Origin of the sequence: Streptomyces zhaozhouensis (genome assembly GCF_900230195.1) — a bacterium.
Lineage (GTDB): Bacteria > Actinomycetota > Actinomycetes > Streptomycetales > Streptomycetaceae > Streptomyces > Streptomyces zhaozhouensis.
The window spans coordinates 46,818-72,570 of record NZ_OCNE01000011.1; the positions used below are offsets into that span (position 1 = coordinate 46,818).

Consider the following 25,753-nt stretch of genomic DNA (forward strand, 5'->3'; position numbering starts at 1 on the left):
GGCCTGGACGGGGCACCGTGCCGTGCCGTCCGGCTCAGCCGGCGGCGCGGCCGCCGGGGCCGACCAGGCCGCGGTGGCCGGTCCCCGGGCCGAGCGCCCGCAGCCGCCGCTGCGCGAGGCGCCCGCCCACCACCGCCGGCAGCGCGCCGCGCACCGGCACGGCCGCGCGCAGCCAGCGCTGGGCGTAGATGTGGACCGCGCGGCGTTCGATGCCGGCGGCGAGCCGGGCGACCGCGGGGGCCAGCGGGTGGGTGAGATTGGCGGGGAAGGGCAACTTGCGTCGCATGGAGGCCAGTTGCTCGTCCTCGTCGGCGCCGCGCACCATGTCGGTGTCGGTCCAGCTGAGATAGCCGACGCCGACCCGCACGCCGTCTGCGGCGACCTCGGCCCGCAGACTGTGCGCGAACGCCTCCACACCGGACTTCGAGGCACAGTAGGCGGTCATCAGCGGGGCCGGGGTGATCGCGGCGAACGAGGCGATCTGGAGGTAGTAGCCGCCGCTGTCGCGCAGCGCGGGCAGGAAGGCGCGGCAGGTCGTGGCCGAGCCGAGCAGGTTGACCTCGATCACCCGCCGCCAGACGGCCTCCGGGCTCTCGGCGAACGGGCCTCCGGTGGCGACGCCGGCGTTGGCGACCACGGCGTCCACCCGTCCGTAGTGCGTCCGTATTTCGTCGGCGACCCGGCGCATCGCGTCGGCGTCGGTGACGTCCGCCGTCCAGTGCGCGGCCTCCCCCGGCAGACTCCGGGTGACGCGGGCGAGCCGGTCCGGTTCGAGGCCGACGAGGGCGAGGCGGGCGCCGCGTCCGGCGAGCGTGTCGGCCAGTTCGGCGCCGATGCCGCGCGCGGCGCCGGTGACGACGACCACCTGCCCGGCGAGCGGGCGTCGGCGGCGGGGAAATCCACTCACAGGTACTCCTTCGCCAGTTCGCCGAGCTTCTCGGCCACGGTGTCCGGCACCTCGACGGGGGTCATGTGCCCGATGCCCGGCAGTTCGGTGAGGCCGGCGGGGCGGCTGAGCCGGCCGTGGATGCGGTGGGCGTGGACCGGCGGGGTGAGCCGGTCGGCGGTGCCCTGCAACACGGCGACGGGCAGGTCGAGTCGGGGAACGTGCGCGGAGAGGTCGAGCGAGGCGAGCACCGCCCCCCACTCGGCGCGGGCGCGGCGCGGGCAGGCGTTGACCATCCGCGCGACCCCCTCCAACTGTCCCGGGGTGGCGCCCGGCCCGAGGGTGATGTGGCGGATGATCCGCCGGGAGAGCGGGGTGAGCGGCCCGTAGGGCAGCCGGGTCCGCAGAAACGCGCGGTGGGCGCGGTCCCGCCAGCCGCCGGGACGCAGCGGCAGCACGGTGGACTCGCCGGCGAGCCGGTCCGTTCCGGTGCTGCACAGCAACGCGGCGGCGGCGCGTTCCCGCAGCTCGGGGCGGTCGGCGGCGGCGAAGACCGTCATGGCGCCCATCGAGTGGCCGCAGAGCACGGCGCGCCGCCCCTCGGGGAGGGTCGCCTCCAGCACCGCGCACAGGTCGTCGGCGAGCGCCTCGACCGAGCAACTGCCGGGCGTGGGGCGGGAGTGGCCGTGCCCGCGCTGGTCGTAGGCGACGACGCGGTGCCCGGCGGCGCGGAGTTGGCGCGCGACGGGGAGCCAGAAGGTGGTGTCGCAGGTCCAGCCGTGCACCAGGACGACGGTCGGCGCGTCGTCCTGGCCGCTGACCTCCGTGTGGAGGCGGGCGCCCCCGGTGGAGGTGACGCGCAGTCGTCGGATGTCCTCAGCCATGGCGCAGCACCTCGTATTCGGCGAGTTCGACGTGGTCGGTGACCCGGCGGAACTCGCCCGTGGTACCGGGCCAGATGGTGGTGTTCCGCCCGGATGCGTCCAGGTACCAGCTGTCGCAGCCGCCGGTGTTCCACACGGACCGGGCCAGCCGGCGCTGGAGTCGCTCGTTCCAGGTGGCGACGGCCGACCGGCGCGGCACCAGGGCGGCGGGGCCCAGATCCCGGTCGGCGAGGGCGTCGAGGCGGCCCAGATAGTCCTCCAGATAGGAGAGTTGGGCCTCGATCATCAGGATCATGGAGGAGTTGCCGAGGCCGGTGTTGGGGCCGATGACGGTGAGGAAGTTGGGGAAGCCGGCGGCCGTGGTGCCGCGCAGCGCGGCCATCCCCTCGCGCCACTCCTCGGCCAGCGTGGTGCCGTCGACGCCCTTGACGCGGTGGGCGATCGGCAGGTCGCTGACCTGGAAGCCGGTGCCCATGACGAGCGCGTCGGCCTCCACCCGCCGGCCGTCGTGCGCGACCAGGGTAGAGCCGCGCACCTCGGCGAGCCCGGAGTCGACGACCCTGACATGCGGCTTGGTCAGCGCGGGGTACCAGTCGTTGGAGAGCAGGATGCGCTTGCAGCCGATCCGGTAGTCGGGCGTCAGCCGGCGGCGGAAGGCGGGGTCGCGCACGGAACGCCGCAGGTGGAGGCGGGCCAGCTGCTCGACGGCCCGCATCCCCGCGGGGTGCCTGGCGAAGGCGTCCACCTGCAACTCCCGTATGCCCCACAGCAGTTGCCTGCGGAGCGTGCCGGTGACCGGCAGCCGCTCGTGGAGCCAGCGCTCGGCGCCGCTGGTCCTGCGGTCCATCCGGGGCAGCAGCCAGGGCGGGGTGCGCTGGAAGACGGTCAGCTCGTTGACCTGCCGTTCGATCGCGGGCACGAACTGGATCGCGGAGGCGCCCGTGCCGACGACGGCGACCCGCTTGCCGCGCAGCGGGTAGTCGTGGTCCCAGCGCGCGGAGTGGAAGACCCGGCCGGGGAACGTCTCCAGGCCCGGCAGGTCGGGAAGTCGGGGGTCGGAGAGCGGGCCGGTCGCCGAGACCAGCACCTGGGCGCGGTAGCTCCCGGCGGTCGTCTCGATCCACCAGCACAGCTCCTCGCTGTCCCAGCGGGCGCCGGTCAGCTCGTTGCCCAGCCGCAAATGGGGGCGGATGCCGTAGGTGTCGGTGACCCACTCCAGATAGGCGCGGATGTCCTTCTGGCCCGAGAAGCTGCGCGGCCAGCGCGGGTTGGGGGCGAAGGAGAACGAGTACAGGTGCGAGGGGACGTCGCAGGCGCAGCCGGGGTAGGTGTTGTCCCGCCAGGTGCCGCCGACCGCTTCGGCGCGCTCCAGCACCACGAAGTCGGTGACGCCCATCCGCCGCAACCGCACCGCCGCGCCCAACCCGCCGAACCCCGCCCCGATCACGGCGACGCGTACGGACTCCATCGTTGAGCCTCCGTTCGACATCGGGAAGCTGCCAGTATTCACTGGCATGTTCGGAGGGTAGGGCAGAAACGTACCGGCCGGTAGGGGGCGTGCGCCTAGACTTCCGGGTGTGACGGCAGGGCGGGAAGTGGCGGGCGGCAGGGAGTACCGGGCGGAGGAGCTGGCCGAGGCGGCCGGGATCACCCCGCGCACCCTGCGGTTCTACCGGGAGCGCCGGCTGCTGCCGCCACCGCGCCGCGAGGGGCGGGTCGCCTGGTTCAACGACCAGCACCTGGAGCGGCTGCGCACCATCTCCGAGCTGCTGGCACGCGGCCACACCCTGGGCGGCATCGCCGAGATCCTGGCCGCGTTCGCCTCCGGCCGGGACACCGGCCGCACCGCGCGGCTGCTCGGCGTCCACGAGCCGCTGCCCTGGGCCGAGGAGGAGCAGGTCCCGCTCACCGCGCGGGAGTTGGCCGACTACTACGCGGGCGAGACCGCGCCGGAAAACGTCACCGAGGCGATGGCGATCGGCTATCTCCTCCCACGGGGCGAGAGCGTGGTCCATGTCAGCCGCGACCTGCTGGACGCGTCGTCCGCGCTGGTCAAGGAGGGCATCCCACTCGCCACGCTGCTGACGGCCGGCCGGGAACTGCGCGCCCACGCCGAGGCGTTGGCCGAGATCTTCACCGAGGTGCTGCGGCGCCAGGTGCTGCCCGAGGTGCTCGGCGAGGGGCGCGCGGAGCGCGGCGCGCCGCCCAGCGAGGAGGAGGTCGAGCGGCTGACCGAGGCCCTGGCGCGGCTTCGGCCGCTGGCCAAGAAGGCGGTCTACGCCGAGGTCTCCCTCGCCCTCGACCGCCGGCTGCGCGCGGAGTTCGACCCGCCGAAGGCGGGCGAGGGCGCGGACACGGGCAGGGCCGCGGAGCCGGACGGGCGCGACGGCTGAACGGGGCTCGCCCGCCTGGCCCGCCTCGCCGGCTCGGCCCTTCGACCGGTGCGGCCCGCGCCGGCCGGTTCGGCCGGTTCGGCCGGTTCAGCCGGTGCGGCCGGTGCGGCCGGTGCGGCCGGTGCGGCCGGTGCGGCCGGTGCGGCCGGTTCAGCCAGTTCAGCCGGTTCAGCCGGGGCGCTCGCCCGCCCCGTCGTCGAAGGACAGCAGCCCCCGCATCCCCTCCGTGAACACCGAGGTGTCGACCGCGCCGAAGAGCCCGCGCTGGAGCAGAAACCCCTGCACACTGGCGGCCAGCGCCCGCGCCACCGACTCGGGCTCGATGTCGGCGCGCATCCGGCCCTCGCGCTGGTAGGTTACGACGATCCGCGTCCACAGCGCGAGCAGATGTGCGAACCCGTCCTGGAACACCGCGTGCAGCTCCGGGTTGCGCAGCGTCTCCGCCCACACCTGGATCACCATCGAGGGCGGGAAGCCCAACTGGTCGGCGACCTTCCGCAGGCCGTGGGTGAGCAGCTCGTCGGGCGGCGGCGGATGTCCCGACTCGACCGCCTGCTGGAAGCTGCGGCCCACCGTGGCCAGCACGTTCGCGGCGAGCGCGCCGATGATCGCGTCCTTGCTCGGGAAGTAGCGGTACACCGCGCCGGCCGACAGCCCGGTCTCCCGCAGCACGTCCTGCATCGAGGTGCCGTGGAAACCGTCACGCGCGAAGCAGCGCGCCGCCCCGTCCAGGATCTGCTGCCGCCGTGCCGCGAGGTGTTCGGGGGAAACGCGTGCCATACGGGAGAACCTAAAACGAACATTCCTTCTTGACAAGCGGCAGCCGCCGGGCGCACCGTGAGATTCGGCAAAACGAACGATCCTTCTTTTTGACGAGCCCGACGGAGGCCGGCGTGACCACGCCACCATCCCCTTCCCCCACCCGCGCCACCCCTGCCACCCCCGGTCGCCCCGCGACCAGGACGTTGATCGGGGTGATCGTCGCGGTGCCGCTGCTGATCGGCTTCGTGCTCTGGGCGTTTCTCTGGCCGAACGCGCGGAGCGGCCCGCACGAGCTCCCCGTCGGCGTGGCCGGCGCCCCCCAGGTGACAGCGCAGGTCGCCGAGGCGCTGGAGGACCGGGGTGACGCCTTCGAGGTGCGGGAGTACGCGGACGCCGACGCCGCCCGGCGGGCCATCGAGGAGCGTGAGGTCTACGGCGCCTTCGTGGTGGACGGCGCGGGGCCGACGGAGGTGCTGACGGCCGGCGCGGGTGGCGCCAGCATCGCGCAACTGCTGGTCGGCGTCGCCGAGGCGCAGGCCGGCGCCTCGGTCGAGGTCACCGACGTGGTGCCGGCGCCGCCCGGCGATCCGAGGGGTGCGATCTTCGGCAGCAGCCTGCTGCCGCTGGTGCTGGCGGGAATCGCCACGGGCGTGCTGATCGTGCTGACCGGTCTGCGCGGCGGCCGGGCGCTGCTCGCGCTGACCGGCGCCGCGGTCGGGGGCGGGCTGGTGGCGACCGCGCTCACGCACGGCTGGCTGGAGGTGCTGGCCGGCGACTGGTGGCGGGTGGCGGGCACGTTGGCGCTCATGGTTCTCACCGGCGGCGCGACGGTCGCCGGCCTCGCCGCACTGCTGGGCAGGGCGGGCATCGGCGTCGGGGCGCTGCTGCTGATGATGCTGGGCAACCCGTGGTCGGGCGCCGCCTCGGCGCCGGAGATGCTGCCGGAGCCGGTCGGGACGCTCGGCCAGTGGATGCCGACCGGCGCCGGGGCGAGCCTGCTGCGTTCCGTCGCGTTCTTCGACGGCAACGCGGCGGGACTCCCCCTGGCCGTGCTCCTCGGCTGGCTGCTGCTCGGGGTCTCCGCGATGCTCTGGGGCGCCCGCCGGCGACGGGAACCGGCGGCGCCCGCGGACGGTCGGCTGCCGGAAGTGGTCGCGGCGCCCTCCCAGGAGGCCGCACGAACGGCGCGGCCCTAGGCTGCTGGGCGCCCGTCCGCACCGGCCGGGTCGGATCCCAGCCAGGGGGAGCAATGACCAGTAGGTTCACCGAGTTGGTCGTCGACTGCCACGATCCGGAGCGCCTCGCCGCCTTCTGGTGCGCGGTACTGGGCTTCACGGTGATCGACCGGAGCGAGGACAAGGTCGAGATCGGCTCCTGGGAGCCGACCGTCGAGGAGGTCCTGGCCCGTCAGATGCCGCCCACCCTGGTGTTCATCCGAGTACCCGAGGGCAAGACCGTGAAGAACCGGCTCCACCTGGACGTCAGCCCGATCGACGGCGGCACCGACGAGGAGGTGGCCAGGCTGCTCGGACTCGGCGCCGTCAGGGTGGACGTGGGCCAGGGCCCCGACCGGAGCTGGGCGGTCATGGCCGACCCCGAGGGCAACGAGTTCGACGTCCTGCGCACCCTGGCACCGCCCGACCCCACTCCCGGGGGTCAGCGGCCCTAGGTGTGTTGTCCCGGGACGCCGGTGACGAGCCGGAGTCGCCCCGGGGCAACGCGGTCACCCGCCGGACCGTCCGCTACGGCAGCAGGCTCTTGCTGTAGCAGCGGCTGGTCGGCTCGTGGCGGTAGACCCCGAAGTGCTCCGCACGCGGCAGCTCCAGATACCCGCTGGAGGCGTAGAGGTTCATGGCCTCGGGCTGCGCGATGCCGGTCTCCAGCACCATCCGGGTCCTGCCGGCTCCCCGCGCGTCCTCCTCCAGCCGGGCCAGGAGCTGCCGGGCCAGCCCGAGGCCCCTGGCCTCCGGCACCACGTACATCCGCTTGATCTCCGCGTCCCCGTCGCGGTACCCCTCCTCGCCCGCCGCCTCCTGCGCACGCCAGCCGCCGGTGGCGACCGGGCGGCCCAGGGGGTCGTAGGCGATCAGGTAGATCCCGCGCGGCGGGTCGAACATCTCCGGCGCCAGCGGAGTGGCGTCGCCCTCGCTCTCGTAGCGCCTCGCGTACTCGGCCTGCACCTCGTCGTTGAGCTTACGGGCGTCGGGATGATCAAAACGGGTCACGACCAGGTCCATGCTGCGCATGGTACGAAATGCCACGACAGAACCGCTCGGCGTCCCCACGCTCGTCAGCCATGACCTCTCCCCCCTCCCCCGGTACCGGTCCCGACGTTTCCCCGGTCTACGGCTGGCGCGCCCCGTTCCTGAGCGCGGAGGCCGAGGCGCTGCACGCGGAGGGGTTCGGGCATCCGGTGGGCGAGCACGACTGGTGGGCGCGGTTCACCGCGCACAGCCTCGGCTGGGTCTGCGCGAGGGACCGGGAGGGGACGTTGATCGGGCTGGTCAACGTCGCCTGGGACGGCGGGGAGCACGCGTTTCTGCTGGACACCGTGGTGGCGCGGGCGGCGCGGGGGCGCGGCGTCGGGCGCGAGCTGGTGCGCCGAGCGGCGGAGGGGGCGCGGGCGGCCGGCTGCGGTTGGCTGCATGTCGACCACGAGCCGGGGCTCGGCGCCTTCTACGACGCCTCCCTGGGCTTCCGCCCCACCGAGGCCGGGCTGGTCAGGCTCGACCGCACCGGGCCGGCCCCGGACGCGAGGCGCCCGGGGCCGTGAACCGACCGGCTCTCAGAGCCCGTTGGCCCGGGTGACCTCGGAGAACCAGCGCCCCGAGTCCTTCAACGTGCGGGCCTGCGTCTCGTAGTCGACGTGGACCAGCCCGAACCGCTTGCTGTAGCCGAGCGCCCACTCGAAGTTGTCGAGCAGGCTCCAGACGAAGTAGCCGCGCAGGTCGACCCCCTCGGTCAGCGCCCGGTGGGCCGCCGCGAAGTGTCCCTCCAGATAGGAGCGGCGGTCCTCGTCGCGCACCCGCCCGTCACCGTCCAGCCGGTCGTCGAACGCGGCACCGTTCTCCGTGACGTACAGGGGCGGCGCGGCGTACTCCCGCCAGACGCGGGTGAGCGTCTCGTAGAGCCCGTCGGGGTCGATCTCCCAGCCCATGGCGGTCTCGGGAAAGCCGCGCTTGACGAACTCGACGTCCTCGGAACCGACCCAGTTCGACGGCCCCTCCTTGGCGGTGCCGGCGCGCACCACGTGGCGGCTGTAGTAGTTGACGCCGAGGAAGTCCAACGGCGTGGAGATGGTGGCCAGGTCGCCGTCCCGCACATGGCCGAAGTCCATGACCGGCGCGAGGTCGGCGCGCAGGTCCTCCGGGTAGGAGCCGCGCAGCAGCGGATCGAGGAAGACGCGGTTCATCAGGGCGTCGACGCGACGGGCGGCGTCCCGGTCGGCGGCGGCGTCGGTGACGGGGTCGACCGGGTAGAGGTTGACCGTGATGCCCAGCTCGCGCGCGCCCTGCTCCCGCAGCGCGCGCACCGCGAGGCCGTGCCCGAGCAGCAGGTGGTGGGCGGCGCGCACGGCGGCCGGGCCCTCGGTGCGGCCGGGGGCGTGGACGCCGCTGGCGTAGCCGAGGAACGCGGAGCACCAGGGCTCGTTGAGCGTGGTCCAGTCGGCCACCCGGTCGCCGAGCCGCTCGTGGATCAGCACCGCGTACTCGGCGAACCGTTCCGCGGTCTCCCGGGCCGGCCAGCCGCCCGCGTCCTCCAGGGGCTGCGGCAGGTCCCAGTGGTAGAGGGTGACCCAGGGCTGGATGCCGCGCTCCAGCAGGCCGTCGACCAGCCGGCTGTAGAAGTCGACACCGGCCGCGTTGAGTTGGCCCCTGCCCTCGGGCTGGATGCGCGGCCAGGCGAGGGAGAAGCGGTAGTGGCTGATCCCGAGGTCGGCCATCAGCGAGATGTCCTCGGGGTAGCGGTGGTAGTGGTCGTCGGCGATGTCGCCGGTGTCCCCGCCGACCACCTTGCCCGGCGTGTGGGCGAAGGTGTCCCAGATGGAGGGGCCCCGGCCGTCCTCGTGCACCGCCCCCTCCACCTGGTAGCTGGCGGTCGCGGTGCCCCAGACGAAACCGTCGGGGAAGCGCACCTGGGAGAGGTCCTGGCGGGTGGCGGAGGCGGCGGGCTGATGGGCAGAGGTCATGAGCTGGCTTCCCCGGTCGTCCCAGATTGCTCTGGGTCGTTCGTGTTGTTCGTGGTCGTTCGCGGTTGTTCGTGATGTTCGCGGTTGTTCGTGGTCGTTCCTGCTCGTGCAGGGTTTGCGGCCGTGCGGTGGCGCTTCGTCGCCGTGCGGGGGCGCGTCGGGTGGTGCACGGGCCTGACGGTCGCTTCTGAAGGAACCGCTGACACGGCTCGGCGGCGCGCGCACCGAGGCCCCGCATCGGCTTGTCCTGTAGGGCTTCGACTTCGTGGAGGCGCTCCCATTCGTGCCCAGGCGACTCCGCGAAGCCGCGTGGCGAGGTGGTGTGACAGGGCGTTCTCGACTACCGCGCTCGGCCTCAGTGTTGCCAGTGCTCGGCGGGCGCGGCCAACGATGCGAGCGTAGGCCACAGCTCCTCTGGTATGGACCAGCGGCTCAGCGCGATGGTCTCCGCCACCCGCTCCGGGCGGGTGACACCGAGGACGGTGGACGCGATCCTCGGGTCACGGGTGGAGAACCGGATGGCCGCCGCGGGCAGCGGCACCCCGTGCCCGGCGCAGGCCGCCGCGATCTCCCGCACCCGGTCCAGCACCACGGGGTCGGCCTCGGCGTAGGCGTAACGCGCGTGCGCGTCGGGCCCCTTGGCCAGCACGCCGCCGCCGAACGGCGCCGCGTTGACCACGCCGACGCCCGCCGCGTGCGCGTCGTCGATCAGCCGGCCGGCCGAACGGTCGACCAGCGTCCAGCGGTTGTGGGTCAGCAGCACGTCGAAAACGCCGGTGGCCACGTAGCGCCCCATCAGCCCGACCGGCCCGCCGGCCACCCCGACGTACCGGGCCAGCCCCTCGTCGCGCAGCCGCAGCAACTCCTCGACCGGGCCGCCGGGCGCCGTCCCCTGCTCGAACGAGATGTGCTCGGGATCGTGCAGATAGAGCAGCGGCACCCGGTCCACCCCCAGCCGCTCCAGGCTTCCCTCCAGCGAACGCCGCACCTGGGCACCCGAGTAGTCACCCGTCTCCGGGTCCCGGTCGACCTTGGTGGCCAGCACGAACCCGGGCGGCGGCCCGCCGACCTCGGCAAGCGCCTCGCCGATGATCCGTTCGCTGCGGCCGTCACCGTAGCCGGCGGCCGTGTCCAGGAAACCGACCGGCGAACGCAGCACCGCGCGCACCGTCTCCCGCGCCCGTTCCTCCGGCACCTCGTAGCCGAACGCGGCCGGCATACTCGACAGCGCGCCGCCGCCGAAGCAGATCTCCGGCACCCACAGCTCCGTGCGCCCCAACCGCCGCCTCGGGAACGGCGCCGCCTCGGCCGTCACCGGCCGGCCGCCTTCCGCAGCGGGACGCCGTCGGGGTCGACCTCGCGGCCCGGGTCGTCGGCCAGGCCGACCGCCCGCAGGCCGAGCCGGTCGCGCGCCGGATCGGGCGGGGGCGCGGTCTCGGCGGTGAAGGTGAAGAGCTCCAACACCGCGTCGCCCGCCTGGAGGTAGTCGATCACGAAGCCGCGCCGGTCCTGCTCGTGCACGAGCCGGCCGATCACCGGATAGCCCAGCCGGTCGCGGTAGTACGCCAGGCTCGTCTCCAGGTCGCCCGAGGTGAGCGCCACATGGTCGAAGACCGGCTCCGCCTCCGGCGACCTCGCCTCGGCCAGCCGCCGCTCGCGCTCGGCGAGGGCCGGGGTGGTCACCTCGTGGTAGGTGAGATGCCCGTCGATGATCTCCAGCAGGGTGCCGTCCGGGTCGGTGAAGAAGGCGATGTTGACGTCACCGACCGCGCGCAGCGGCTCCAGCGTGAACGGAACGCCGGCGGACCGCAGCCGTTCCGCCCGCCGGTGGACGTCGCCGACCTTCATCCCGAAGTGCCGCATCCCCCGCTGGAGATCGTCCCGGACCCAGCCGCCGAGCGGGTCGTCCCCCTCGCCCGCTCCGACCACCAGCTTGACCAGCGCGCCGCCGGCGTCCAGCCAGTGGACGCCGGCGGCCGGCGGCTCGGGCGCCGACTCGACCGCGCGCAGTCCGAGCTGGCCCCGGTAGAAGTCGAGGGAGCGCTCGGCGTCGCTGACGCCTATCTCGACATAGGCCATTCCTGACGTGTGGGGCATGGTCCGCCTCTCCTGGAAGCCCGCGTGACGTGCGGGGTGGTACGAGGGACGTTCGGGTGGGAAACGCCGCCTCATCCGCACATACCCAATGATGATCGTCGGAATGGGTATCCCGCGGGGAACACATGCCGCGAGGATCACTTTCCTCCCACGCGCCACCGCCCGAGCACCGTTGGGTGCGCGGGGAGTCGACCGCTTCCCAGGTCTTGCGCGTCCGGCCGTGGGGCGGGTTGAGTCGAGAACGCGGCTCACCGGCCACGTCCTGGGACGAAGGCCGAGAGACGACGGCGTGGAGAGCGACGCGCCGGGAGGAAGACGGCGCGAGAGGAGCCGGCCCATGCGGGCAGTCCGTCGGCACGGCCGGGGCGGGGCGGGGTACGGCGGCGGCCCCGTCGCGCCCCCGCACCGGCCGCACCCGGTGACCGGCCCGGGGCGCGGTCGCCGCGTCGGGGCCCCGGTGTCCGCCGGGAACCACCCGTGACCCGCGGGCCGCCCCGGTGCGACGCTGGGGCGGACACGCCGGCGGCGGCAGCCACGGCGAGCCAGGGACGCCGGGTCAACGAGGTCGCCGGCGTCGACGGAGTCAACGGAGTCGGTAGAGACGACAGCGGAGGCAGGGCATGAGCCAACAGCGGGACGGCGCGCGGCGGAGCGCGGAGTGGTTCGGCGCCGAGGGGCGCAACGGCATGATCCACCGCTCCTGGATGCGCAACCAGGGTCTGGGACCCGAGGTGTTCGACGGCCGGCCGGTCATCGGCGTGGCGAGCAGCTGGTCCGAGCTGACCCCGTGCAACGCGCACCTGCGGGACGTGGCCGACTACGTCAAGCGCGGCGTGTGGCAGGCGGGCGGACTGCCCCTTGAGTTCCCCGTGATGTCGCTGGGCGAGACCCTGATGCGGCCGACCACGATGCTCTTCCGCAACCTGATGGCGATGGAGGTGGAGGAGACCATCCGCGCCAACCCGTTGGACGGGGTGGTGCTGCTCTCCGGCTGTGACAAGACCACCCCCGCGATGCTGATGGGTGCGGCGAGCGTGGACCTGCCCGCGCTGATGGTGACCGGCGGGCCGATGCTCAACGGCAAGTTCCAGGGCCGGGACATCGGTTCCGGCACCGACGTGTGGCGGCTGAGCGAGGAGGTGCGGGCCGGGCGGCTGGACGAGGCCGACCTCGCGGAGGCGGAGGGCTGCATGTCGCGCAGCCGGGGCCACTGCATGACGATGGGCACGGCGTCGACGATGGCGTGCGTCGCCGAGGCGTTGGGGATGCAGCTGTCCGGTTCGGCGGCCATCCCGGCGGTGGACGCCCGCCGTTACGCCCTCGCGCAGGCCGCCGGGCGGCGCGCGGTGGCGCTGGTCGAGGAGGACCTGCGCCCCTCGGCGGTGCTGAACAGGGACGCCTTCGAGAACGCGATCCGGGCCAACGCGGCGCTCGGCGGCTCGACCAACGCCGTGGTCCATCTGCTGGCGCTGGCCGGGCGCGTGGGTGTTCCGCTGACGCTGGACGACTTCGACGCGCTGACCACCGAGGTACCGGTGCTGGTCGACCTGATGCCGTCCGGCCGCTTCCTGATGGAGGACTTCTACTACGCGGGCGGGCTCCCCGTCGTGCTGCGCGAGCTGGACGAACTGGGGCTGCTGCACCGGGAGGCGGTGACGGTCAGCGGGCGGGACATGGCCACCGAGACAGAGACGGCCCGCTGTTGGAACCGCGAGGTCATCAGGAGCGGTGAGGAACCGTTCCGCCCGGCCGGCGAGGGCACCGTGGTCCTGCGGGGCAGCCTCGCGCCGGACGGCGCGGTCCTCAAGGTGTCGGCCGCCTCGCCCGAGCTGCTGACGCACCGGGGACGCGCGCTGGTCTACGACCGGGTGGAGGAGTACATCGCCGCCGCCGACGACCCCGAACTGCCCGTCACCCAGGACACAGTGATCGTCGTCCGCAACGCGGGACCGCGCGGCTACCCGGGCTTCCCCGAGGTGGGGAACGTCCCGGTGCCGAAGGTGCTGCTGGAGGCCGGGGTCACCGACGTGCTGCGGATCAGCGACGCCCGGATGAGCGGCACGGGCTACGGCAGTTGCGTGCTGCACGTCGCGCCGGAGGCGGCGGTCGGCGGCCCGCTGGCGCTGGTGCGCACCGGCGACTGGATCGAACTCGACGTGGCGGCCCGGCGCCTGGACCTCGACGTGCCCGAGGACGAGCTGGCGGCCCGTGCGAAGGAGCCCCGGCCGGAGCCCGAGGACGCGGCGCCGACGCGGGGGTGGGCCAAGCTGTACGTCGAGCATGTGACGCAGGCCAACGAGGGCGCCGACCTCGACTTCCTGGTCGGCGGCAGCGGGGACGCGGTGCCGCGGCACTCGCACTGAGCGGGCGCCGGCCGGCGTGCGGCCGGTTCGCCGGGGCGGGCGGTCGGCCGCGGCTGACCGCCCGTCAGCGCCGCCGGCCGCGGCCGACGGGGCGTCAGCCGACGGGCGGGTTCCGCGGGCGCGGACGGGCGCGCGGTCGGGGCGCGGGCGGCGGCCGACGTGCGGCCGGTTCGCCGGGTGCTTCCGGTTCGCCCGGTGCGGCCGGTTCGTGGCGAGCGGCGCGGTGCGGTGCGGTGCTCCCCCGATGCGGTGGCTCGGCGGTTTCACGGTGGTGGGCGGTGGTGGTCCCGTGGCGGTTCAGTGGCCGTTCAGTGCGGTTCAGTGGCGCGGGCGGTAGTTCTCGGCCTTGTCGAGAATCGCCGTGAACCGCTCCCACTGGGCCGCGCCCTCGGCCGTGGGCCCCACGGTGAAGTCCTCCGGGTCCAGGAAGTCGAGCCTCTCTCTCGTGGCCGGGTCGAGATCCAGCCATGCCGCCTTATCCTGCGGTGACCGAGCCACAGTCTTCGCACACCCAGTTGCCGTTGTTGAGCCTGCGGCCCTCAGCCGAGCCGCAAGAAGGACATTCCACCGGCGCCCCCTCACACGTTCGCACGCCTCTCCCCGGCAGACGCGGGCTCCGACTGTAGCGTGCGCCGCCCCTGGCCGGCAGCCCCGTGCGACCGCCCCCACGCCCGTCAGCGTCCGTCAACGCCCGTTTTTCCAGGGCGAGTCGGGGAGACCGGCGCGCGTCGGTGAGCCACGCACAACGAAAGGCGCGCGAGCGTTTCCCCTCACAAAGGAGCAGAAACACTCGCGCGCACTCGAAAGGGATCAGGTGATCCGGGTCAACCGTGCACCGAACGAGGGCTCGGACAGCGCCTCGCCCAGCGCCACCGGCACCTCGACCGCCCCCTCCCCGTCGCCGGCCCGCAGCGTGCCCACCACAGTGCCGGCCTCGCCGGAGCCCGGGACACCGTCGGCGTTCTCGACCAGCTCCAGGCCGACGTCGAGACCGGGCCAACCGACCACCGGAAGGTCCTCGGTGATCACCAGCGGGACCCCGCCGCCCAGTCCGTCGTCGACCTCACCGACCACGTCGCCCGCGGCGAGCATCGGCTCCGCGACCAGTTGTTCCTGGCCGAAGTCGATCAGTTCCTTGCCGGCCGTCAGCGCGCCGGTCAGGATCGAGTTGTCCGAGGGGTGCGGCGGCTGGGCCAGCACCGCGCCGACGATCAGCTGGGTGTTGTCGCCCACCTGCTGCTCGGCGGCGAAGAGCAGATTGCCGCCGGCGGTCGTGGTGGTGCCGGTCTTGATGCCGACCACGCCGTCCAACGGAACCAGATGGTTCCAGTTGAGCTGCTCCTTGCCCTCGCTGTCGACATAGCTCGGCATCCGGACCACCTCGCGGAAGAAGGGGTCCTTCATGACCTCCCGCCCCAGCTTCGTCTGGTCGGCGGCCGTGCTCACCGTCTCCGGACGCAGCCCGCTCGGGTCGGTGTAGGTGGTGTCGGTCATGCCCAGTTCCTCGGCGGCCTCGTTCATCTTCTCGACGAACGCCTCCTCGGACCCCGCGTCCCAACGGGCCAGCAGCCGGGCCACGTTGTTGGCCGAGGCGATCATGATCGCCTGGATGGCCTCCCGCTGCGTCAGCTCCTGGCCGGCGGTCACCTCGACGATGGACTCGTTCTCGGCGATCAGCTCGACCTCGTCCTCGGCCTGCTGGTCGACGGGGATCGACGCGCCGTCCGTCTCCGGGTCCATGGGGTGGTCGCGGAGGATCACATACGCCGTCATCACCTTGGCGACGGAGGCGATCGGCACGGGCTCCTGCTCGCCGGACGAACCGAACGAGCCCAGCCCCTGCACGTCCAACTGCGCCTGCCCCTGCTCGGGCCAGGGCACGGAGCCCAGTTCACCCTCGAAGGTGTAGGTCTCCGAAGCCGTCAGCTCAAGCCCCGGCTCGGGCAACGGGCGCAGCACCTGTGCCACGACGAGCAGGATGAGGGCCAGCACCGCCAGCGGGGTCCAGATCTTGACCCGACGCACGAGGGTGCGCAGGGGCGTGGGCGGGGGCGCGGGTTTGTTGGTGAGCGCCGCCAGCAGCTCCAACGGGTCCCGGTCGGCGTCGGCGGGCGGCGGAGCCGCCTCCGGCTTTGGCGGGAGGACGGGGGCGGGCGGGGCCGCCTCGGGCTCGGGCGGCGCCGACGGCGTGGGGTCCGGCTTCGCCGGAGAGGCGGGCTCGGCGGCACGCGAGTCGCTCGCGCGGTCCTCGCCGCCCTTGCTCTCCTTGCTTTCCTTCGCGCCCTCGGTGCCCTTGGTGCCCTCGGCGCCCTTGGGAGGCGCGCTCGGCCTCGGAGGCGCGGCGAGGGCTTCGTCCTTCTCCCCCAGCACCGGCATCGCTGCCGTGACGTCGGGCTTCCCGCCGTTCCGCCCGCCGTCGCCCGCGCCGCCCCTGCTCTCCTTGTTGTCCTTGTTGTCCTTGCTTCCCTTGCTCCCCTTCGCCGCCTTGCCGTCCTCGGGCGCGTCGTCCTCGCCTGCGTCGCCTTCGGCCCCGCCGTCCGGCCCCTTGCCCGTGGCGGGCAGGCGCAGCATCGCGGTGGCGTCGCTCCCGCCCTCGGTGCCGCTCTTCTCCTCGGTGTCGCTCTTCTCCTCGGCCGGCAGCCGCAGTTGGGTGGTGCCCTCGTCCCCCTTGTCCCCCTTGTCCCCCTCGTCGATCTCGTCGGTCTGCCGGGACGAGTCGGCCTCCTCGGACGGCGCCCGCAGCTCCGTCGTCAGCCGGTCCCCGGTCTCCTTCTCCGACGCGGGCAGCCGCAGCATCCGGGTCGCGTGATCGCCCGCCTCAGCGCCGTCCGCCTCGGCGCCGTCCGCCTCGGCGCCGTCCGCCTCGGCGTCGGGCTCACCATCCGCGCCACCGTCGGACGCCTCGACGCCCTCGCGGCCCTTCTCCGAGGGCCGCAGCTCCGTCGTCCCCTTGTCACCCGAACCCGCGACCGACCCCGAACCCGAGCCCGCACCCGAAACCCCGCGCGCCTGGCCCCCGGTCGGGGCCGCGTCCCCCGAGGCGGGTGAGCGCAGCTCCGTCGTGCCCTTGTCTCCGGCCTTCGGGGACGCCGCCTCGTCCGCGCTCGGGGAACGCAGCTCCGTCGTCCCCTTGTCACGCGCGTCGGCCGGCAGCCGCAGATCCGCCGTCAGTCGGTCCCCCGCGCCGGAGGCCGCCGTCCCCCCGCCCGGCTCGTTCGCCGCGTCGTCACCTGACGGAGATTCACCTCCGTCGTCGTCCCCTGACCGGCCCTCAGCCGTGCCGCCCTCCACCGGGTCTCCGGACGCGTTCGCTCCTTCCGCCTCCGCCGCTTCCTCCGCCCGCCGCTCCGCGTCCGCAGGCGCCGAGGAGCCGGAGGCGGGAAGCCGCAGCATCGTCGTCGCGTCGCTGGGAGCGTCCGCCTTCACACCCTCCACAGCCCCCGCGCCGTCCTCGCCCTGCGCGCCCGCGTCCGCGTCGTCGCCCTCGCCCTCGTTCCGCTCGCTCCTGCCGTCGGCGTCGGCGTCGGCGGCTTCGCCCGGCTCGGCGTCACGCCGGCCGGCTATACCCGTTCCCCCGTCGCCGCCCTGGGCGTCGTCCCGCGCCGCGCCCTCGGCGGCGGCCTTCCTGCCCTCGTCCCCGGGAACCTTCGCGTCCTGCGGAACCCTTCCGGGGTCCTCAGACGTCTTCTCCGATGACTCTCGCTCCCGATCCCGAACCGACCTGTCCGGGGACTCGCCCGACACCCGTGCCTCCTCGTAACGACCCTCGAATGAACTGGCTGCTGGTCCCTATCAGTTTGCCGGTTCCTGTGCACCTCGGTACGCCACGCCAGCAGTGGCCCATTCGTGCTCCCCTCCCCCTAGGACGTTAACGACATATCTACGGGTTCCCCCACAAAGGCACCAGGCACTCTCGACAGAACAATGTGAGAGGCGTCACCCTGTCTTTCATCCACGCGGGGAGGCATGGATGGGCAGGAGTCGTAGAACCATTCCGGAGGAGCTGCTGCTTCTCGCTTTGGACCCGACCACGGGCACCACGGCGCAGCCGCAGTCGCTCGACCTCGGCCTGGCCGGAGCACAGCTCGTCGAGCTGGCCCTGGCAGGCCGGATAGCCCCTGATGGGGACCGAATAGCCGTGGTGCTGCCACGGCCGACCGGAGATCCAACCCTGGACTCGGCGCTGGAGCTGCTGCGCAGACGCGGCTCTCCGGTGCGCGCAGTCCACTGGATCGGCGGGCCCAGGCTCGGGCTCCGCCAGACCTATCTCTCACATCTGGAGCGCTGCGGCATGGTGCACGCGGTGGAGAACCAGATGTGCGGGGTGCTGCCGACGACCCGGTATCAGGCGACGGATACGGCGGTCAGCAGGCAGATCCGGGCTCGGCTGGACACCGCGATCCGCACCGGGACCCCACCGGACGCCAGGACCGCCGCCCTCGCGGCACTGGCGCACTCGGTCGGGCTCGGCAAGCACCTGTATCCCGGTAACGAGGGGCGGTCGTCACGCTCCAGGCTCCGGGATCTGATCCGGCACGACCCGATGGGTGGGCTGGTCGCCCACGCTGTCATGGACGTGCAGAACGGGGTGGCGGGACAGGCCGCCGCCGCACGGCGCTCACAACCCCCAAGCGCCGGCACACGCGCCGGAGCGCGCACACCGGCGACCGCGGCGATGAGCGTGGTCGGGCAGTCACCACAGGTTTCCGAGCAGGGCAGGCGGAGAGGAGTCACCCGAGCCGCGGTACGTCCTTCGCTGTCGCACTAGCTCTTCCACAGTGACCGCACCGGGAGCCGCATAGCGAGCGCGGGGTGTGTCGGTGGGCGTCCTCGCCCGTCGTCGCACCCCGTGCTTGTGGTCGTGCACCCTCTGTCGCGAAACGCCAGCGGACACACCGGACGTGGTGGCAGTCTTCTGGACGGGACGATCATCCGGTCGTCCGAGGATCGACGGAGGGGCTGGGAGTGTCGGGGAACGTCAATCCGACCGTGCGGAGGCGCCGGTTAGGGCAGGAGCTGAGAAGGCTCCGCGAGGACCGGCAGATGACCGCGGAAGAGGTAGCGGACCGGCTGCTGGTCTCCCAGTCCAAGATCAGCCGCCTGGAGAACGGGCGGCGCAGCATCAGCCCACGGGACGTGCGGGACCTGTGCAACGTCTACGAGGTCGAGGACGCCAAGCTCGTCGAGTCGCTGATGCAGATGGCGAAGGAGAGCCGGCAACAGGGCTGGTGGCACGCGTTCGCCGAGCTGTCCCCGAGCTACAGCGTCTACATCGGGCTGGAGACGGACGCCTCCTCGCTGCGGGTCTACGAGCCCCAGGTGGTGCCCGGGCTGCTGCAGACCGAGGCGTACGCCGGCGCGGTCATATCGGGAGCGCTGCCCGAGGTCGGCGAGGACGAGGTGAGCAGCCGTGTGCAGGTCCGGCTGCGCCGCCAGCAGCGGATCCTTCAGGACCGCACACCCCTGCGGCTGTGGGCGGTCGTGGACGAGTCGGCGCTGCGCCGCGCGGTCGGCGGCCCGGTGACGATGGCGGAGCAGTTACGCAAGCTCGCCGAGTACTCGCGGCTGCCGCACGTCACGCTCCAGGCGATGCCGTTCTCCGCCGGCGCGCACCCGGGAGTGAACGGGCAGTACGCGATCATGGAGTTCTCCGAGGCGGCGGACACCACGGTGATCTACTTGGAGGGCGGCACCAACGACCTCTACCTGGAGAAGCCGCACGACGTGCAGCACTACAGCATCATGTACGAGCATCTGCGGGCCCAGGCGTACAGCCCGGAACAGACCCGCCGCTTCGTGCTCCAACTGGCCGAGGAGTTCGACCGACAGCGTTCATGAGCCGTTCTCCAGGCGTCCGGAAGAACGCGTGACGGCGGGGCACTCTACCTTCAATTCCCTTACAGATAAGGGAAGTTGGTAAGTAATCACTCGCCCGGATGAAACCCGGCCGGTAAGAGACCGGGGGACCAGTACGGTCACCGCGTTCCTGTCGAACGTCACGACCCGGAGTTGGCATGGCAATTGAACACGGCAAGACGCGCGCGTGGACCCGGTCCTCGCACTCGGCCGGTCAGGGCGCCTGTGTGGAGGTGCGTTCCCCGGCCGGCGGCCTGCTGTCGGTGCGGGACTCCAAGGCTCCCGCCGGTCCGCGCCTGAGATTCCCGTCGGGGGCGTGGTCGGCCTTCGTGGCCGGGATGCCGCCCTCCGGGCAGCGAGGGCGCTGAGGGGCCTTGAGGGCCCCTGGACGCGGGCCCGGGGCGCGGCCCTCCCCGGCCAGCCGGCGGGGTGGAACCACGCCATCGGAACCCGAGGAACGGCGGCGTCGCGGAACCACGGGGGCGTTCCGCGACGCGGCGCGGGCCGGGGGCCCGAGCCGACGGCTCGGGCCCCCGGCCATGACCGTCCCCGCCCGCCCGGACAGGCGGCGGGCCTCCGCCCCGACGGCGGGTCCGGCGTGCGATGGCGGGTCCGGCCCGATCGCCCTACTCTGGCGAGCAGGGAGGTGTTATGCCCCAGTCATCCGAATCACCCGAGTCAGGTGCGTCAGACGAGCGGCGCCACACCGAACTCCCGACGCCCGACCGACAGCTGCACACCGGGGCCGAGGGGCCCGTCGACCCCGAGGACCTGGTGCGGCTCAGCGGCCGGGAGCCGACGCCCGAGCTGGTCGAGGAGGCCAGACAGCTACTGGCGGAGGAGGGTCCGGCCGCGATCGAGCGGTACCTCCCCTGAGAAGCCCCACCGCGACCCGGGAGGACGGCGGAATGAACCGCCGCCCGACCGGGTTGCCGCCTTGAGGGAGCCTGTCGGGCTCCCCACGTCTGGCAGGCCGATCAGGGAGGCGAGCAGGGTGACCGAGGGCGCCGAGCGCACGGAACGGGACGAGATCCGAGGGGTGCGCCGTGGCAGCGCACCGGTGCCGTTGTCCGTGCTCGACCTGGCCACGGTGGGCGCCGGGCACACCGGGACGGACGCGCTGAACACCACGGTGGAGCTGGCGCGGCTCGCCGAGCGGCGGGGGTTCCACCGTTTCTGGGTCGCCGAGCACCACTCGATGCCGGGCGTGGCCAGCTCGTCGCCGGCGGTGATCCTGGCCCGGGTGAGCGCGTTCACGGAGCGGATCCGGCTCGGCTCCGGCGGGGTGATGCTGCCCAACCACCCGCCCCTGGTGATCGCGGAGCAGTTCGGCACCCTGGAGGCCATGGCGCCGGGCCGGATCGACCTCGGCCTGGGGCGGGCGCCGGGCAGTGACGGCGCCACGGCCGCCGCGCTGCGCCGGGGGCGCGAGGACGGCGCCGACGAGTTCCCGAGCCAGCTCGCCGAACTGGTGCGCTTCCTCGACGACGACTTCCCCGACGGGCACCCGTACAGCCGGGTGCACGCCGTTCCGGGACCGGTGCAGGGCAGCGCGGAGGGCGGGGTGCAGTCCTCGGCGCGGCCGCCGGTGTGGCTGCTGGGCTCCTCCGGATTCAGTGCCCGGCTGGCCGGCGGGCTGGGGCTGCCGTTCGCCTTCGCGCACCACTTCTCCGCGACCAACACGGTGCCGGCCCTCGACCTCTACCGCTCGTCGTTCCGCCCCTCGAAGGTGCTCGACGAGCCCTACGCGATGATCGGCGTCTCCGCCCTCGCCGCCGACGACGCGGCGGCGGCCCAGGCGCAGGTACTGAGCGGGGCGCTGGCCATGCTCCGGCTGCGCACCGGACGGCCGGGGCTGGTTCCGTCGGCGGAGGAGGCGGCCGCCCACCCGTACAGCCCGGTGGAGCGCGACTTCCTCGACGGCTGGCTCGCCAACGTGGAGTACGGCACCCCGGAGACGGTGGTGAAGGGGCTGAACGCGCTGGTCGACCGCACTGGCGCACAGGAGTTGATGATCACTGCCAACGCGCACAGCCCGGAAGCCAGGCTCCGCAGCTACGAACTGATCGCCGACGCCTACGCGTTGGACGGCTCGACCGACACGGGCTCGAACGCCGATGCCCCGACGGCAGGTGCGCTGGCCGACTGACCTCGCGTCCCGGCGCGCGACGCCCGGGTCACTCGCCGGCTGCGGGAGTGGCTCGGGTGAGCGCCCGCGCCAGGGCCTGGGCGTCCCGCGTGTAACCGGTGATGCGCAACCGTCCGCCGCCACGCAGCCGCACCCGAAGATCCACATCGTTCCCAAGGGCATATGCCAATGGCGGCCGAGGTCCTCTCTGCTGCACGGAGGCGATGTCGGCCCACCCGAACACCCGACGCTCTCCGCGTCGTTGACGGGCGATGCCGCCCTGGTGGAGGGCATACACCTCGCCCCGGCTGCGCACCAGCGCCACCAGGCGGTTCAGCCCGAAACCGAGCCCCAGCAGGCCGATCCCCAGGACAGCCCCCGGCAGGACATTCGACCCGGTACCGGTGTCGTCCCGGTCGAATGTGGCCAGCAGGATCGGCACGCCGGCGGCCACCCCCACCACGCCGACCAGAAGCGACCACACGACGGCGGTGCGCCGGCGCACGTTGTCCGTGGGGTGCTCACTCAGCAGCGCTCCCAGCGCGGGTTCGGGATGGGGGTTCACGGTGGCCCCTCGTCTCGTGACGCCGGGCCGCTCCCGGACCTCGGCGCTATCCCTCCCCGACGGCCCGTCACGGAAAACGCCGGGGCGTCCGGCCACCGTCCACACATGGGGAGAGCACGCCTCAGGCATACGCTTCTGTCATATGCCACTGTGTTGAAAGTGTGAGACGCAATTGCGCCCGGCATCAAGCTGCTTGGATGGTTGTCGCATGAAGGGACTCGGTCCCAGGCTCATCTCCCACCCTCAGGAGCCCTCATGAGCAGCACCAGCGCCGACCCGGCGGCAGGAGCGCAGGAGTCGCCCCCGGCATCCGGAGCCCAGGAGCATCGCCCCTCGCTCAGCGAACGGCTGGAGGAGGTCAACCGGCTGTCGGACCTCGACCGCCGGATGAAGGGCCTCGGCCAACAGCACTGACCGCTGACGGGCTCCGTTCCCACCCGCCGCGGAAGCGGCGACACCGCCGACCGAGCGCCCGGGCCGCCACCGGCCGAGGAACGCGACTCAGTCGAAGACCACCGTCACCGGAGCATGGTCCGACCAGCGCTCCGCATGACTCGCCGCCCGCTCGACCTGTGCCTTCACGCAGCGTCCCGCCAAGCCGGGCGTGGCCATCTGGTAGTCGATCCGCCAGCCGGTGTCGTTGTCGAACGCGCGCCCCCGGTAGGACCACCACGAGTAGGGGCCGTCCTGGTCCGGGTGCAGGGCACGGACCACGTCGACGTACCCGCCCTCCTCCCCGAGGACCCTGGTGAGCCAGGCCCTCTCCTCCGGGAGGAAGCCGGACTTGGTCCGGTTGGCGCGCCAGTTCTTCAGGTCGGCCTCCTGGTGCGCGATGTTCCAGTCACCGCAGACCAGCGCCTCCCGCCCGTCGACCGCCGCCTTGGCGCGCAGCTCCACCAGATAGGGAAGGAACGCCTCCATGAACCGCTCCTTCTCGTCCTGGCGTTCGGTGCCCACCTCGCCGGACGGCAGATACAGGCTGGCCACCGTCGTACCCGGCAGGTCCACTTCCAGATAGCGACCGGACGCCTCGAACTCGGGCACACCGAACCCGACTCGCACCGCCTCCGGCTCACGCCGGGTCAACACCGCGACCCCTGCGCGCCCCTTGGCCGACGCCGGCGCGTAGCTGGCGTGCCAACCGGCCGGCCGCCGCACCTCCTCCGTCAGCTGAGCCTCCTCCGCCCTCACCTCCTGAAGGCAGACCACATCGGCGGCGCACCCGGAGAGCCACTCCAGGTACCCCTTCTTGGCGGCTGCCCGAAGGCCGTTGACATTGACGCTTGTCACCGTGAGCACGGATCTCTCGCTTTCTGCGCCCGAGCCGGTCGTGTACCGGAGGAACCCTGCCCGAGCACCGCCCGGGCCGAGGCACGGTAACAAACGTCCGTCCAGGTCACACAGGACGATCTTCGTCCCGCGCGGCACACAGCGCGGCGGCACCCCCGACCGTTCGGTCAGCCGCAGGTGTCGAGCATCTCCCCGAGCTTGTCCCCCTCGGCGTCGGTGACCGTCAGGTCGTAGTGATGCTTCACCGCCGTCCAGGCCCGGCCGTAGTCGCAGTGAAACTCCTCCGCCTCCGGCGTCCATGCCTCCGGCCCCTGGTCGCCCTTGGCCCGGTTGCTCCGCGCCGAGGCCGCCAGCAGCTGCGGGCGGGTGAGGTCGTTGGCGAACTCCTCCCTCTCGTCGTCGTTCCACTCGTCCGCGCCCGAGCGCCAGGCGTTGGCCAGGGGGACCATGTGGTCGATGTCCACCTCGCCGGCCTCGGTGACCGTCACGTTGTCGTAGGGGCTGACCCAGGTGCCGGACGTGGGCTGACAGTCGTCGTCGACCCGCACGTCCTCGCCGTCCCGCTGCAGCACCTGCTGGCGGACGGTGCAACCGTCCTCGGTGCTCCAGTGGGGAAACCGGTCGCGCGAGTACCCGTCCATAGAGGCGGGCTCGGCCACGGTGAGCGCGGCCAGCTGCTCACGGGCCGAGTCCACGTCCGGCAGACCGGGCAGCGCCCGGGGGTCCGCGGATGGTCGCGTCTCCGCGTCGTCCCTCGGCGCCTGGTCCTCGTCCGTTCCGCACCCTGCCGTCAGGGCCAGCGGAACCGTGGCCAGCGCCACCCACACCGTCGCCCAAGAACTCCGCGCCATGCGCCACGCCTCTCAACCGTTGCCCCTGCGGAGTCTTCCCCGCCTGCGGCAAGGTACCGCGACCTGCCCAATCCGCCTGTTGCGGGCCGGCGTTCAGACCGGCTCGCGCTCGCTTCGAGCGGCGCCCGCCTCCCGCGCGCGCCCCCGGAACGCGCCGACCCGCCGAGTCGTCACCGGACGTCGTCGGCGCTCCGCGAAGCGGAGATACGCCAGCGCCGCGCCGGCGACGAACAGCGGCCAGAGGAGGTAGCGCCCCGTCATCAACAGCAGCGCCAGCACCACGATCAGGGACACCAGGGCCGCCCACCAGCCCGCGCTCCGTCGGGGCAGCAGCCGCAGCGCCGCCGCCACCCCCACCGCGTAGACGGTCACGAACATGCCGGTGGTCATCAGCACGAGGGGCTTCGGCCCCACGCCGGCGCCGAGGACCGCCCCGAGCAGCAGAAGCGCCAGTACCGCCACCACGGCCAGGCTCCGGCGCGGGACGTTCCCCGCGACCCCGTCGCGGCCCAGCATCAGGGCGGGCAACGCCCCGTCCCTCGCCAACGCCGCGCCCAGATTGGCCGCGCTGGCGAAATAGGTGTTGAGCACCCCGAAGGTCATCAGCAGGGCGGCCAGCGCCGCCAACGTCTGCGCCGGGCCGCCCAGTCCGCGCGCCATCAGATCCCCCAGCGGGGCGTCCGACTCGGCGGCCTCCGCGCCCAGCACCGCCACGACGGCGAAGGCCACGGAGAGGTAGAGCAGGCCGACGATCACCACGGCGGCGGCCGTGGCCCGGGGAAGATCGCGAGCCGGACGCCGGAACTCCCCCGCGAGATGGGTGATCGCCTCCCACCCCGCGAAGCTCCACACCAGCAACGTCGCCGCCGGCCCCACGGCCGCCCACCCGTGGGGGGCGAACGGCGTGAGGTTCTCCCGGCGGACGTGGGGAAGGGAGAGGACCACGGAGCTGAGCAACAGCACGGCCAACAGCGCCGCGAACACCAACTGCAGCCGTCCGGTCAGCCGCAGCCCCACGGCGTTGGCCGCGATGACCAGCGCCATCAGCGCGGCGGCGGCCCACGCCGCCCGCGTACCCCCACCTCCCCACGCCGCCGAGGCGTAGTCCCCGAAGAAGAGCGCGGCGGCCGTGGCGCCGAGCGGTATAGCGAAGAAGAAGCACCAGCCGACCACGGCGGCCGCTCGGTCGCCGAACGCGATCCTGGCGTAGGTGGAGACGCCGCCCGCGTCGGGGTGCCGTGCCCCCAGCGCCGCGAAGGCACCGGCCAGCGGCGCGGAGAGCAGCACCAGCGCGAGCCAGGCCAGCAAGGAGGCGGGACCGGCGGCATCCGCGGCGAGCGCCGGCAGGGCGATCACCCCGGTGCCGAGCACGGCGCCCACGTAGAGGGCCGTCCCCTGGAGGACACCCAACCGGCCCCGGCGTTCCGTGACTTCGTTCTGCTCTGCTGCCATGTCCCAAGCCTTCTTCGGGCTCGGGCCCCGGACCAGT

At 73.1% G+C, this 25,753-nt stretch carries 26 protein-coding genes; 11 read left to right on the forward strand and 15 right to left on the reverse strand.

The genetic code is table 11. The features are described from left to right. Positions 1–34: 34 nt before the first annotated feature. Genes CRP51_RS16400 through CRP51_RS16410 form a run of 3 tightly spaced genes read right to left on the reverse strand, consistent with a single transcriptional unit; the run spans position 35 to position 3,238 of the window. The gene (locus CRP51_RS16400) at positions 35–907 is read right to left on the reverse strand and encodes an SDR family oxidoreductase (protein WP_097231969.1); all 873 of its coding nucleotides are present in this window, start codon (positions 905–907) and stop codon (positions 35–37) included. Continuing rightward, the gene (locus CRP51_RS16405; protein ID WP_097231970.1) at positions 904–1,770 is read right to left on the reverse strand and encodes an alpha/beta fold hydrolase; all 867 of its coding nucleotides are present in this window, start codon (positions 1,768–1,770) and stop codon (positions 904–906) included. Before CRP51_RS16405 ends, CRP51_RS16400 begins: the two co-directional genes overlap by 4 nt. Beyond that, complete coding sequence (locus CRP51_RS16410; RefSeq protein ID WP_097231971.1) at positions 1,763–3,238, reverse strand: flavin-containing monooxygenase; 1,476 nt, start codon at positions 3,236–3,238, stop codon at positions 1,763–1,765. The genes CRP51_RS16405 and CRP51_RS16410 overlap by 8 nt, the downstream gene beginning before the upstream one ends. 109 nt (positions 3,239–3,347) lie before the next feature. On the opposite strand from CRP51_RS16410, the gene CRP51_RS16415 reads away from it, so the two are divergent. Then, positions 3,348–4,163 carry a MerR family transcriptional regulator gene (locus CRP51_RS16415; protein WP_245880623.1) on the forward strand — a complete coding sequence of 272 codons (816 nt, stop codon included), beginning with the start codon at positions 3,348–3,350 and terminating at the stop codon, positions 4,161–4,163. 168 nt (positions 4,164–4,331) lie between these two features. Here the strand turns inward: CRP51_RS16415 and CRP51_RS16420 are convergent, their stop codons facing one another. Then, positions 4,332–4,943, reverse strand: a complete 612-nt coding sequence (locus tag CRP51_RS16420) for a TetR/AcrR family transcriptional regulator (RefSeq protein WP_097231973.1) — start codon at positions 4,941–4,943, stop codon at positions 4,332–4,334. A gap of 113 nt (positions 4,944–5,056) precedes the next feature. Between CRP51_RS16420 and CRP51_RS16425 the strand changes: the two genes are divergently transcribed. Beyond that, positions 5,057–6,121, forward strand: coding sequence for an ABC transporter permease family protein (locus CRP51_RS16425; RefSeq protein WP_212615927.1), 1,065 nt, complete (start codon positions 5,057–5,059; stop codon positions 6,119–6,121). Between the two features lie 53 nt (positions 6,122–6,174). Further along, a complete protein-coding gene (locus CRP51_RS16430) occupies positions 6,175–6,594 on the forward strand; it encodes a VOC family protein (protein WP_097231974.1) in 420 nt (139 codons plus the stop codon). Between the two features lie 73 nt (positions 6,595–6,667). Here the strand turns inward: CRP51_RS16430 and CRP51_RS16435 are convergent, their stop codons facing one another. After that, complete coding sequence (locus tag CRP51_RS16435) at positions 6,668–7,162, reverse strand: GNAT family N-acetyltransferase (RefSeq protein WP_097232094.1); 495 nt, start codon at positions 7,160–7,162, stop codon at positions 6,668–6,670. 59 nt (positions 7,163–7,221) lie between these two features. On the opposite strand from CRP51_RS16435, the gene CRP51_RS16440 reads away from it, so the two are divergent. Beyond that, entirely contained in the window at positions 7,222–7,698 is a 477-nt protein-coding gene (locus tag CRP51_RS16440) for a GNAT family N-acetyltransferase (RefSeq protein ID WP_097231975.1), read from the forward strand. 12 nt (positions 7,699–7,710) lie between these two features. Here CRP51_RS16440 and CRP51_RS16445 read toward each other — a convergent pair whose 3' ends face one another. The 3 genes from CRP51_RS16445 to CRP51_RS16455 all read right to left on the reverse strand — a co-directional run bounded on the left by CRP51_RS16445 (position 7,711) and on the right by CRP51_RS16455 (position 11,211). Beyond that, positions 7,711–9,114 (reverse strand): GH1 family beta-glucosidase, encoded by a 1,404-nt coding sequence (locus CRP51_RS16445; RefSeq protein ID WP_097231976.1) that lies wholly within the window; start codon positions 9,112–9,114, stop codon positions 7,711–7,713. 355 nt (positions 9,115–9,469) lie between these two features. Beyond that, positions 9,470–10,429 carry an aldo/keto reductase gene (locus CRP51_RS16450; protein ID WP_097231977.1) on the reverse strand — a complete coding sequence of 320 codons (960 nt, stop codon included), beginning with the start codon at positions 10,427–10,429 and terminating at the stop codon, positions 9,470–9,472. Next, positions 10,426–11,211 (reverse strand): VOC family protein, encoded by a 786-nt coding sequence (locus CRP51_RS16455; RefSeq protein WP_170970575.1) that lies wholly within the window; start codon positions 11,209–11,211, stop codon positions 10,426–10,428. Before CRP51_RS16455 ends, CRP51_RS16450 begins: the two co-directional genes overlap by 4 nt. Positions 11,212–11,831: 620 nt before the next feature. On the opposite strand from CRP51_RS16455, the gene CRP51_RS16460 reads away from it, so the two are divergent. Then, positions 11,832–13,574, forward strand: a complete 1,743-nt coding sequence (locus tag CRP51_RS16460; protein ID WP_097231979.1) for an IlvD/Edd family dehydratase — start codon at positions 11,832–11,834, stop codon at positions 13,572–13,574. 318 nt (positions 13,575–13,892) lie between these two features. Here the strand turns inward: CRP51_RS16460 and CRP51_RS16465 are convergent, their stop codons facing one another. Genes CRP51_RS16465 through CRP51_RS16470 form a run of 3 tightly spaced genes read right to left on the reverse strand, consistent with a single transcriptional unit; the run spans position 13,893 to position 17,318 of the window. Further along, positions 13,893–14,072, reverse strand: coding sequence for a hypothetical protein (locus tag CRP51_RS16465; protein WP_097231980.1), 180 nt, complete (start codon positions 14,070–14,072; stop codon positions 13,893–13,895). Beyond that, positions 14,050–14,364, reverse strand: coding sequence for an eL43 family ribosomal protein (locus tag CRP51_RS30185; protein ID WP_369333352.1), 315 nt, complete (start codon positions 14,362–14,364; stop codon positions 14,050–14,052). Before CRP51_RS30185 ends, CRP51_RS16465 begins: the two co-directional genes overlap by 23 nt. Before the next feature lie 20 nt (positions 14,365–14,384). Further along, positions 14,385–17,318, reverse strand: coding sequence for a D-alanyl-D-alanine carboxypeptidase (locus tag CRP51_RS16470; protein WP_097231981.1), 2,934 nt, complete (start codon positions 17,316–17,318; stop codon positions 14,385–14,387). Between the two features lie 226 nt (positions 17,319–17,544). On the opposite strand from CRP51_RS16470, the gene CRP51_RS16475 reads away from it, so the two are divergent. From CRP51_RS16475 to CRP51_RS16495, 5 genes are all read left to right on the forward strand, one after another. Continuing rightward, positions 17,545–18,342, forward strand: a complete 798-nt coding sequence (locus CRP51_RS16475) for a GOLPH3/VPS74 family protein (protein ID WP_097231982.1) — start codon at positions 17,545–17,547, stop codon at positions 18,340–18,342. A 197-nt stretch (positions 18,343–18,539) separates the two neighbouring features. Further along, complete coding sequence (locus CRP51_RS16480; RefSeq protein WP_097231983.1) at positions 18,540–19,412, forward strand: helix-turn-helix domain-containing protein; 873 nt, start codon at positions 18,540–18,542, stop codon at positions 19,410–19,412. Between the two features lie 176 nt (positions 19,413–19,588). Then, entirely contained in the window at positions 19,589–19,798 is a 210-nt protein-coding gene (locus CRP51_RS16485; protein ID WP_097231984.1) for a DUF397 domain-containing protein, read from the forward strand. Positions 19,799–20,081: 283 nt separating this feature from the next. Continuing rightward, positions 20,082–20,306 carry a hypothetical protein gene (locus CRP51_RS16490; protein ID WP_097231985.1) on the forward strand — a complete coding sequence of 75 codons (225 nt, stop codon included), beginning with the start codon at positions 20,082–20,084 and terminating at the stop codon, positions 20,304–20,306. A 118-nt stretch (positions 20,307–20,424) separates the two neighbouring features. After that, a complete protein-coding gene (locus CRP51_RS16495; RefSeq protein ID WP_170970577.1) occupies positions 20,425–21,579 on the forward strand; it encodes an LLM class flavin-dependent oxidoreductase in 1,155 nt (384 codons plus the stop codon). A gap of 28 nt (positions 21,580–21,607) precedes the next feature. Here CRP51_RS16495 and CRP51_RS16500 read toward each other — a convergent pair whose 3' ends face one another. Beyond that, complete coding sequence (locus CRP51_RS16500) at positions 21,608–22,123, reverse strand: hypothetical protein (RefSeq protein ID WP_097231986.1); 516 nt, start codon at positions 22,121–22,123, stop codon at positions 21,608–21,610. A gap of 255 nt (positions 22,124–22,378) precedes the next feature. On the opposite strand from CRP51_RS16500, the gene CRP51_RS28890 reads away from it, so the two are divergent. Further along, the gene (locus CRP51_RS28890) at positions 22,379–22,537 is read left to right on the forward strand and encodes a hypothetical protein (RefSeq protein WP_170970578.1); all 159 of its coding nucleotides are present in this window, start codon (positions 22,379–22,381) and stop codon (positions 22,535–22,537) included. An 87-nt stretch (positions 22,538–22,624) separates the two neighbouring features. Here the strand turns inward: CRP51_RS28890 and CRP51_RS16505 are convergent, their stop codons facing one another. The 3 genes from CRP51_RS16505 to CRP51_RS16515 all read right to left on the reverse strand — a co-directional run bounded on the left by CRP51_RS16505 (position 22,625) and on the right by CRP51_RS16515 (position 25,716). Next, the gene (locus CRP51_RS16505) at positions 22,625–23,422 is read right to left on the reverse strand and encodes an exodeoxyribonuclease III (protein ID WP_097231987.1); all 798 of its coding nucleotides are present in this window, start codon (positions 23,420–23,422) and stop codon (positions 22,625–22,627) included. 158 nt (positions 23,423–23,580) lie between these two features. Continuing rightward, positions 23,581–24,264 (reverse strand): HNH endonuclease family protein, encoded by a 684-nt coding sequence (locus tag CRP51_RS16510; protein WP_097231988.1) that lies wholly within the window; start codon positions 24,262–24,264, stop codon positions 23,581–23,583. Positions 24,265–24,357: 93 nt separating this feature from the next. Further along, positions 24,358–25,716 carry an APC family permease gene (locus tag CRP51_RS16515; RefSeq protein ID WP_097231989.1) on the reverse strand — a complete coding sequence of 453 codons (1,359 nt, stop codon included), beginning with the start codon at positions 25,714–25,716 and terminating at the stop codon, positions 24,358–24,360. Positions 25,717–25,753 lie beyond the last annotated feature (37 nt).

What these genes read in the sequence shown, in the direction of transcription:
- CRP51_RS16405 (WP_097231970.1), bottom strand. Translation starts at nt 1,770, where the DNA reads ATGGCTGAGGACATCCGACGACTGCGCGTCACCTCCACCGGGGGCGCC.
- CRP51_RS16410 (WP_097231971.1), bottom strand. Translation starts at nt 3,238, where the DNA reads ATGGAGTCCGTACGCGTCGCCGTGATCGGGGCGGGGTTCGGCGGGTTG.
- CRP51_RS16420 (WP_097231973.1), bottom strand. Translation starts at nt 4,943, where the DNA reads ATGGCACGCGTTTCCCCCGAACACCTCGCGGCACGGCGGCAGCAGATC.
- CRP51_RS16430 (WP_097231974.1), top strand. Translation starts at nt 6,175, where the DNA reads ATGACCAGTAGGTTCACCGAGTTGGTCGTCGACTGCCACGATCCGGAG.
- CRP51_RS16435 (WP_097232094.1), bottom strand. Translation starts at nt 7,162, where the DNA reads ATGGACCTGGTCGTGACCCGTTTTGATCATCCCGACGCCCGTAAGCTC.
- CRP51_RS16440 (WP_097231975.1), top strand. Translation starts at nt 7,222, where the DNA reads ATGACCTCTCCCCCCTCCCCCGGTACCGGTCCCGACGTTTCCCCGGTC.
- CRP51_RS16445 (WP_097231976.1), bottom strand. Translation starts at nt 9,114, where the DNA reads ATGACCTCTGCCCATCAGCCCGCCGCCTCCGCCACCCGCCAGGACCTC.
- CRP51_RS16455 (WP_170970575.1), bottom strand. Translation starts at nt 11,211, where the DNA reads ATGCCCCACACGTCAGGAATGGCCTATGTCGAGATAGGCGTCAGCGAC.
- CRP51_RS16460 (WP_097231979.1), top strand. Translation starts at nt 11,832, where the DNA reads ATGAGCCAACAGCGGGACGGCGCGCGGCGGAGCGCGGAGTGGTTCGGC.
- CRP51_RS16475 (WP_097231982.1), top strand. Translation starts at nt 17,545, where the DNA reads ATGGGCAGGAGTCGTAGAACCATTCCGGAGGAGCTGCTGCTTCTCGCT.
- CRP51_RS16485 (WP_097231984.1), top strand. Translation starts at nt 19,589, where the DNA reads ATGGCAATTGAACACGGCAAGACGCGCGCGTGGACCCGGTCCTCGCAC.
- CRP51_RS16490 (WP_097231985.1), top strand. Translation starts at nt 20,082, where the DNA reads ATGCCCCAGTCATCCGAATCACCCGAGTCAGGTGCGTCAGACGAGCGG.
- CRP51_RS28890 (WP_170970578.1), top strand. Translation starts at nt 22,379, where the DNA reads ATGAGCAGCACCAGCGCCGACCCGGCGGCAGGAGCGCAGGAGTCGCCC.
- CRP51_RS16510 (WP_097231988.1), bottom strand. Translation starts at nt 24,264, where the DNA reads ATGGCGCGGAGTTCTTGGGCGACGGTGTGGGTGGCGCTGGCCACGGTT.
- CRP51_RS16515 (WP_097231989.1), bottom strand. Translation starts at nt 25,716, where the DNA reads ATGGCAGCAGAGCAGAACGAAGTCACGGAACGCCGGGGCCGGTTGGGT.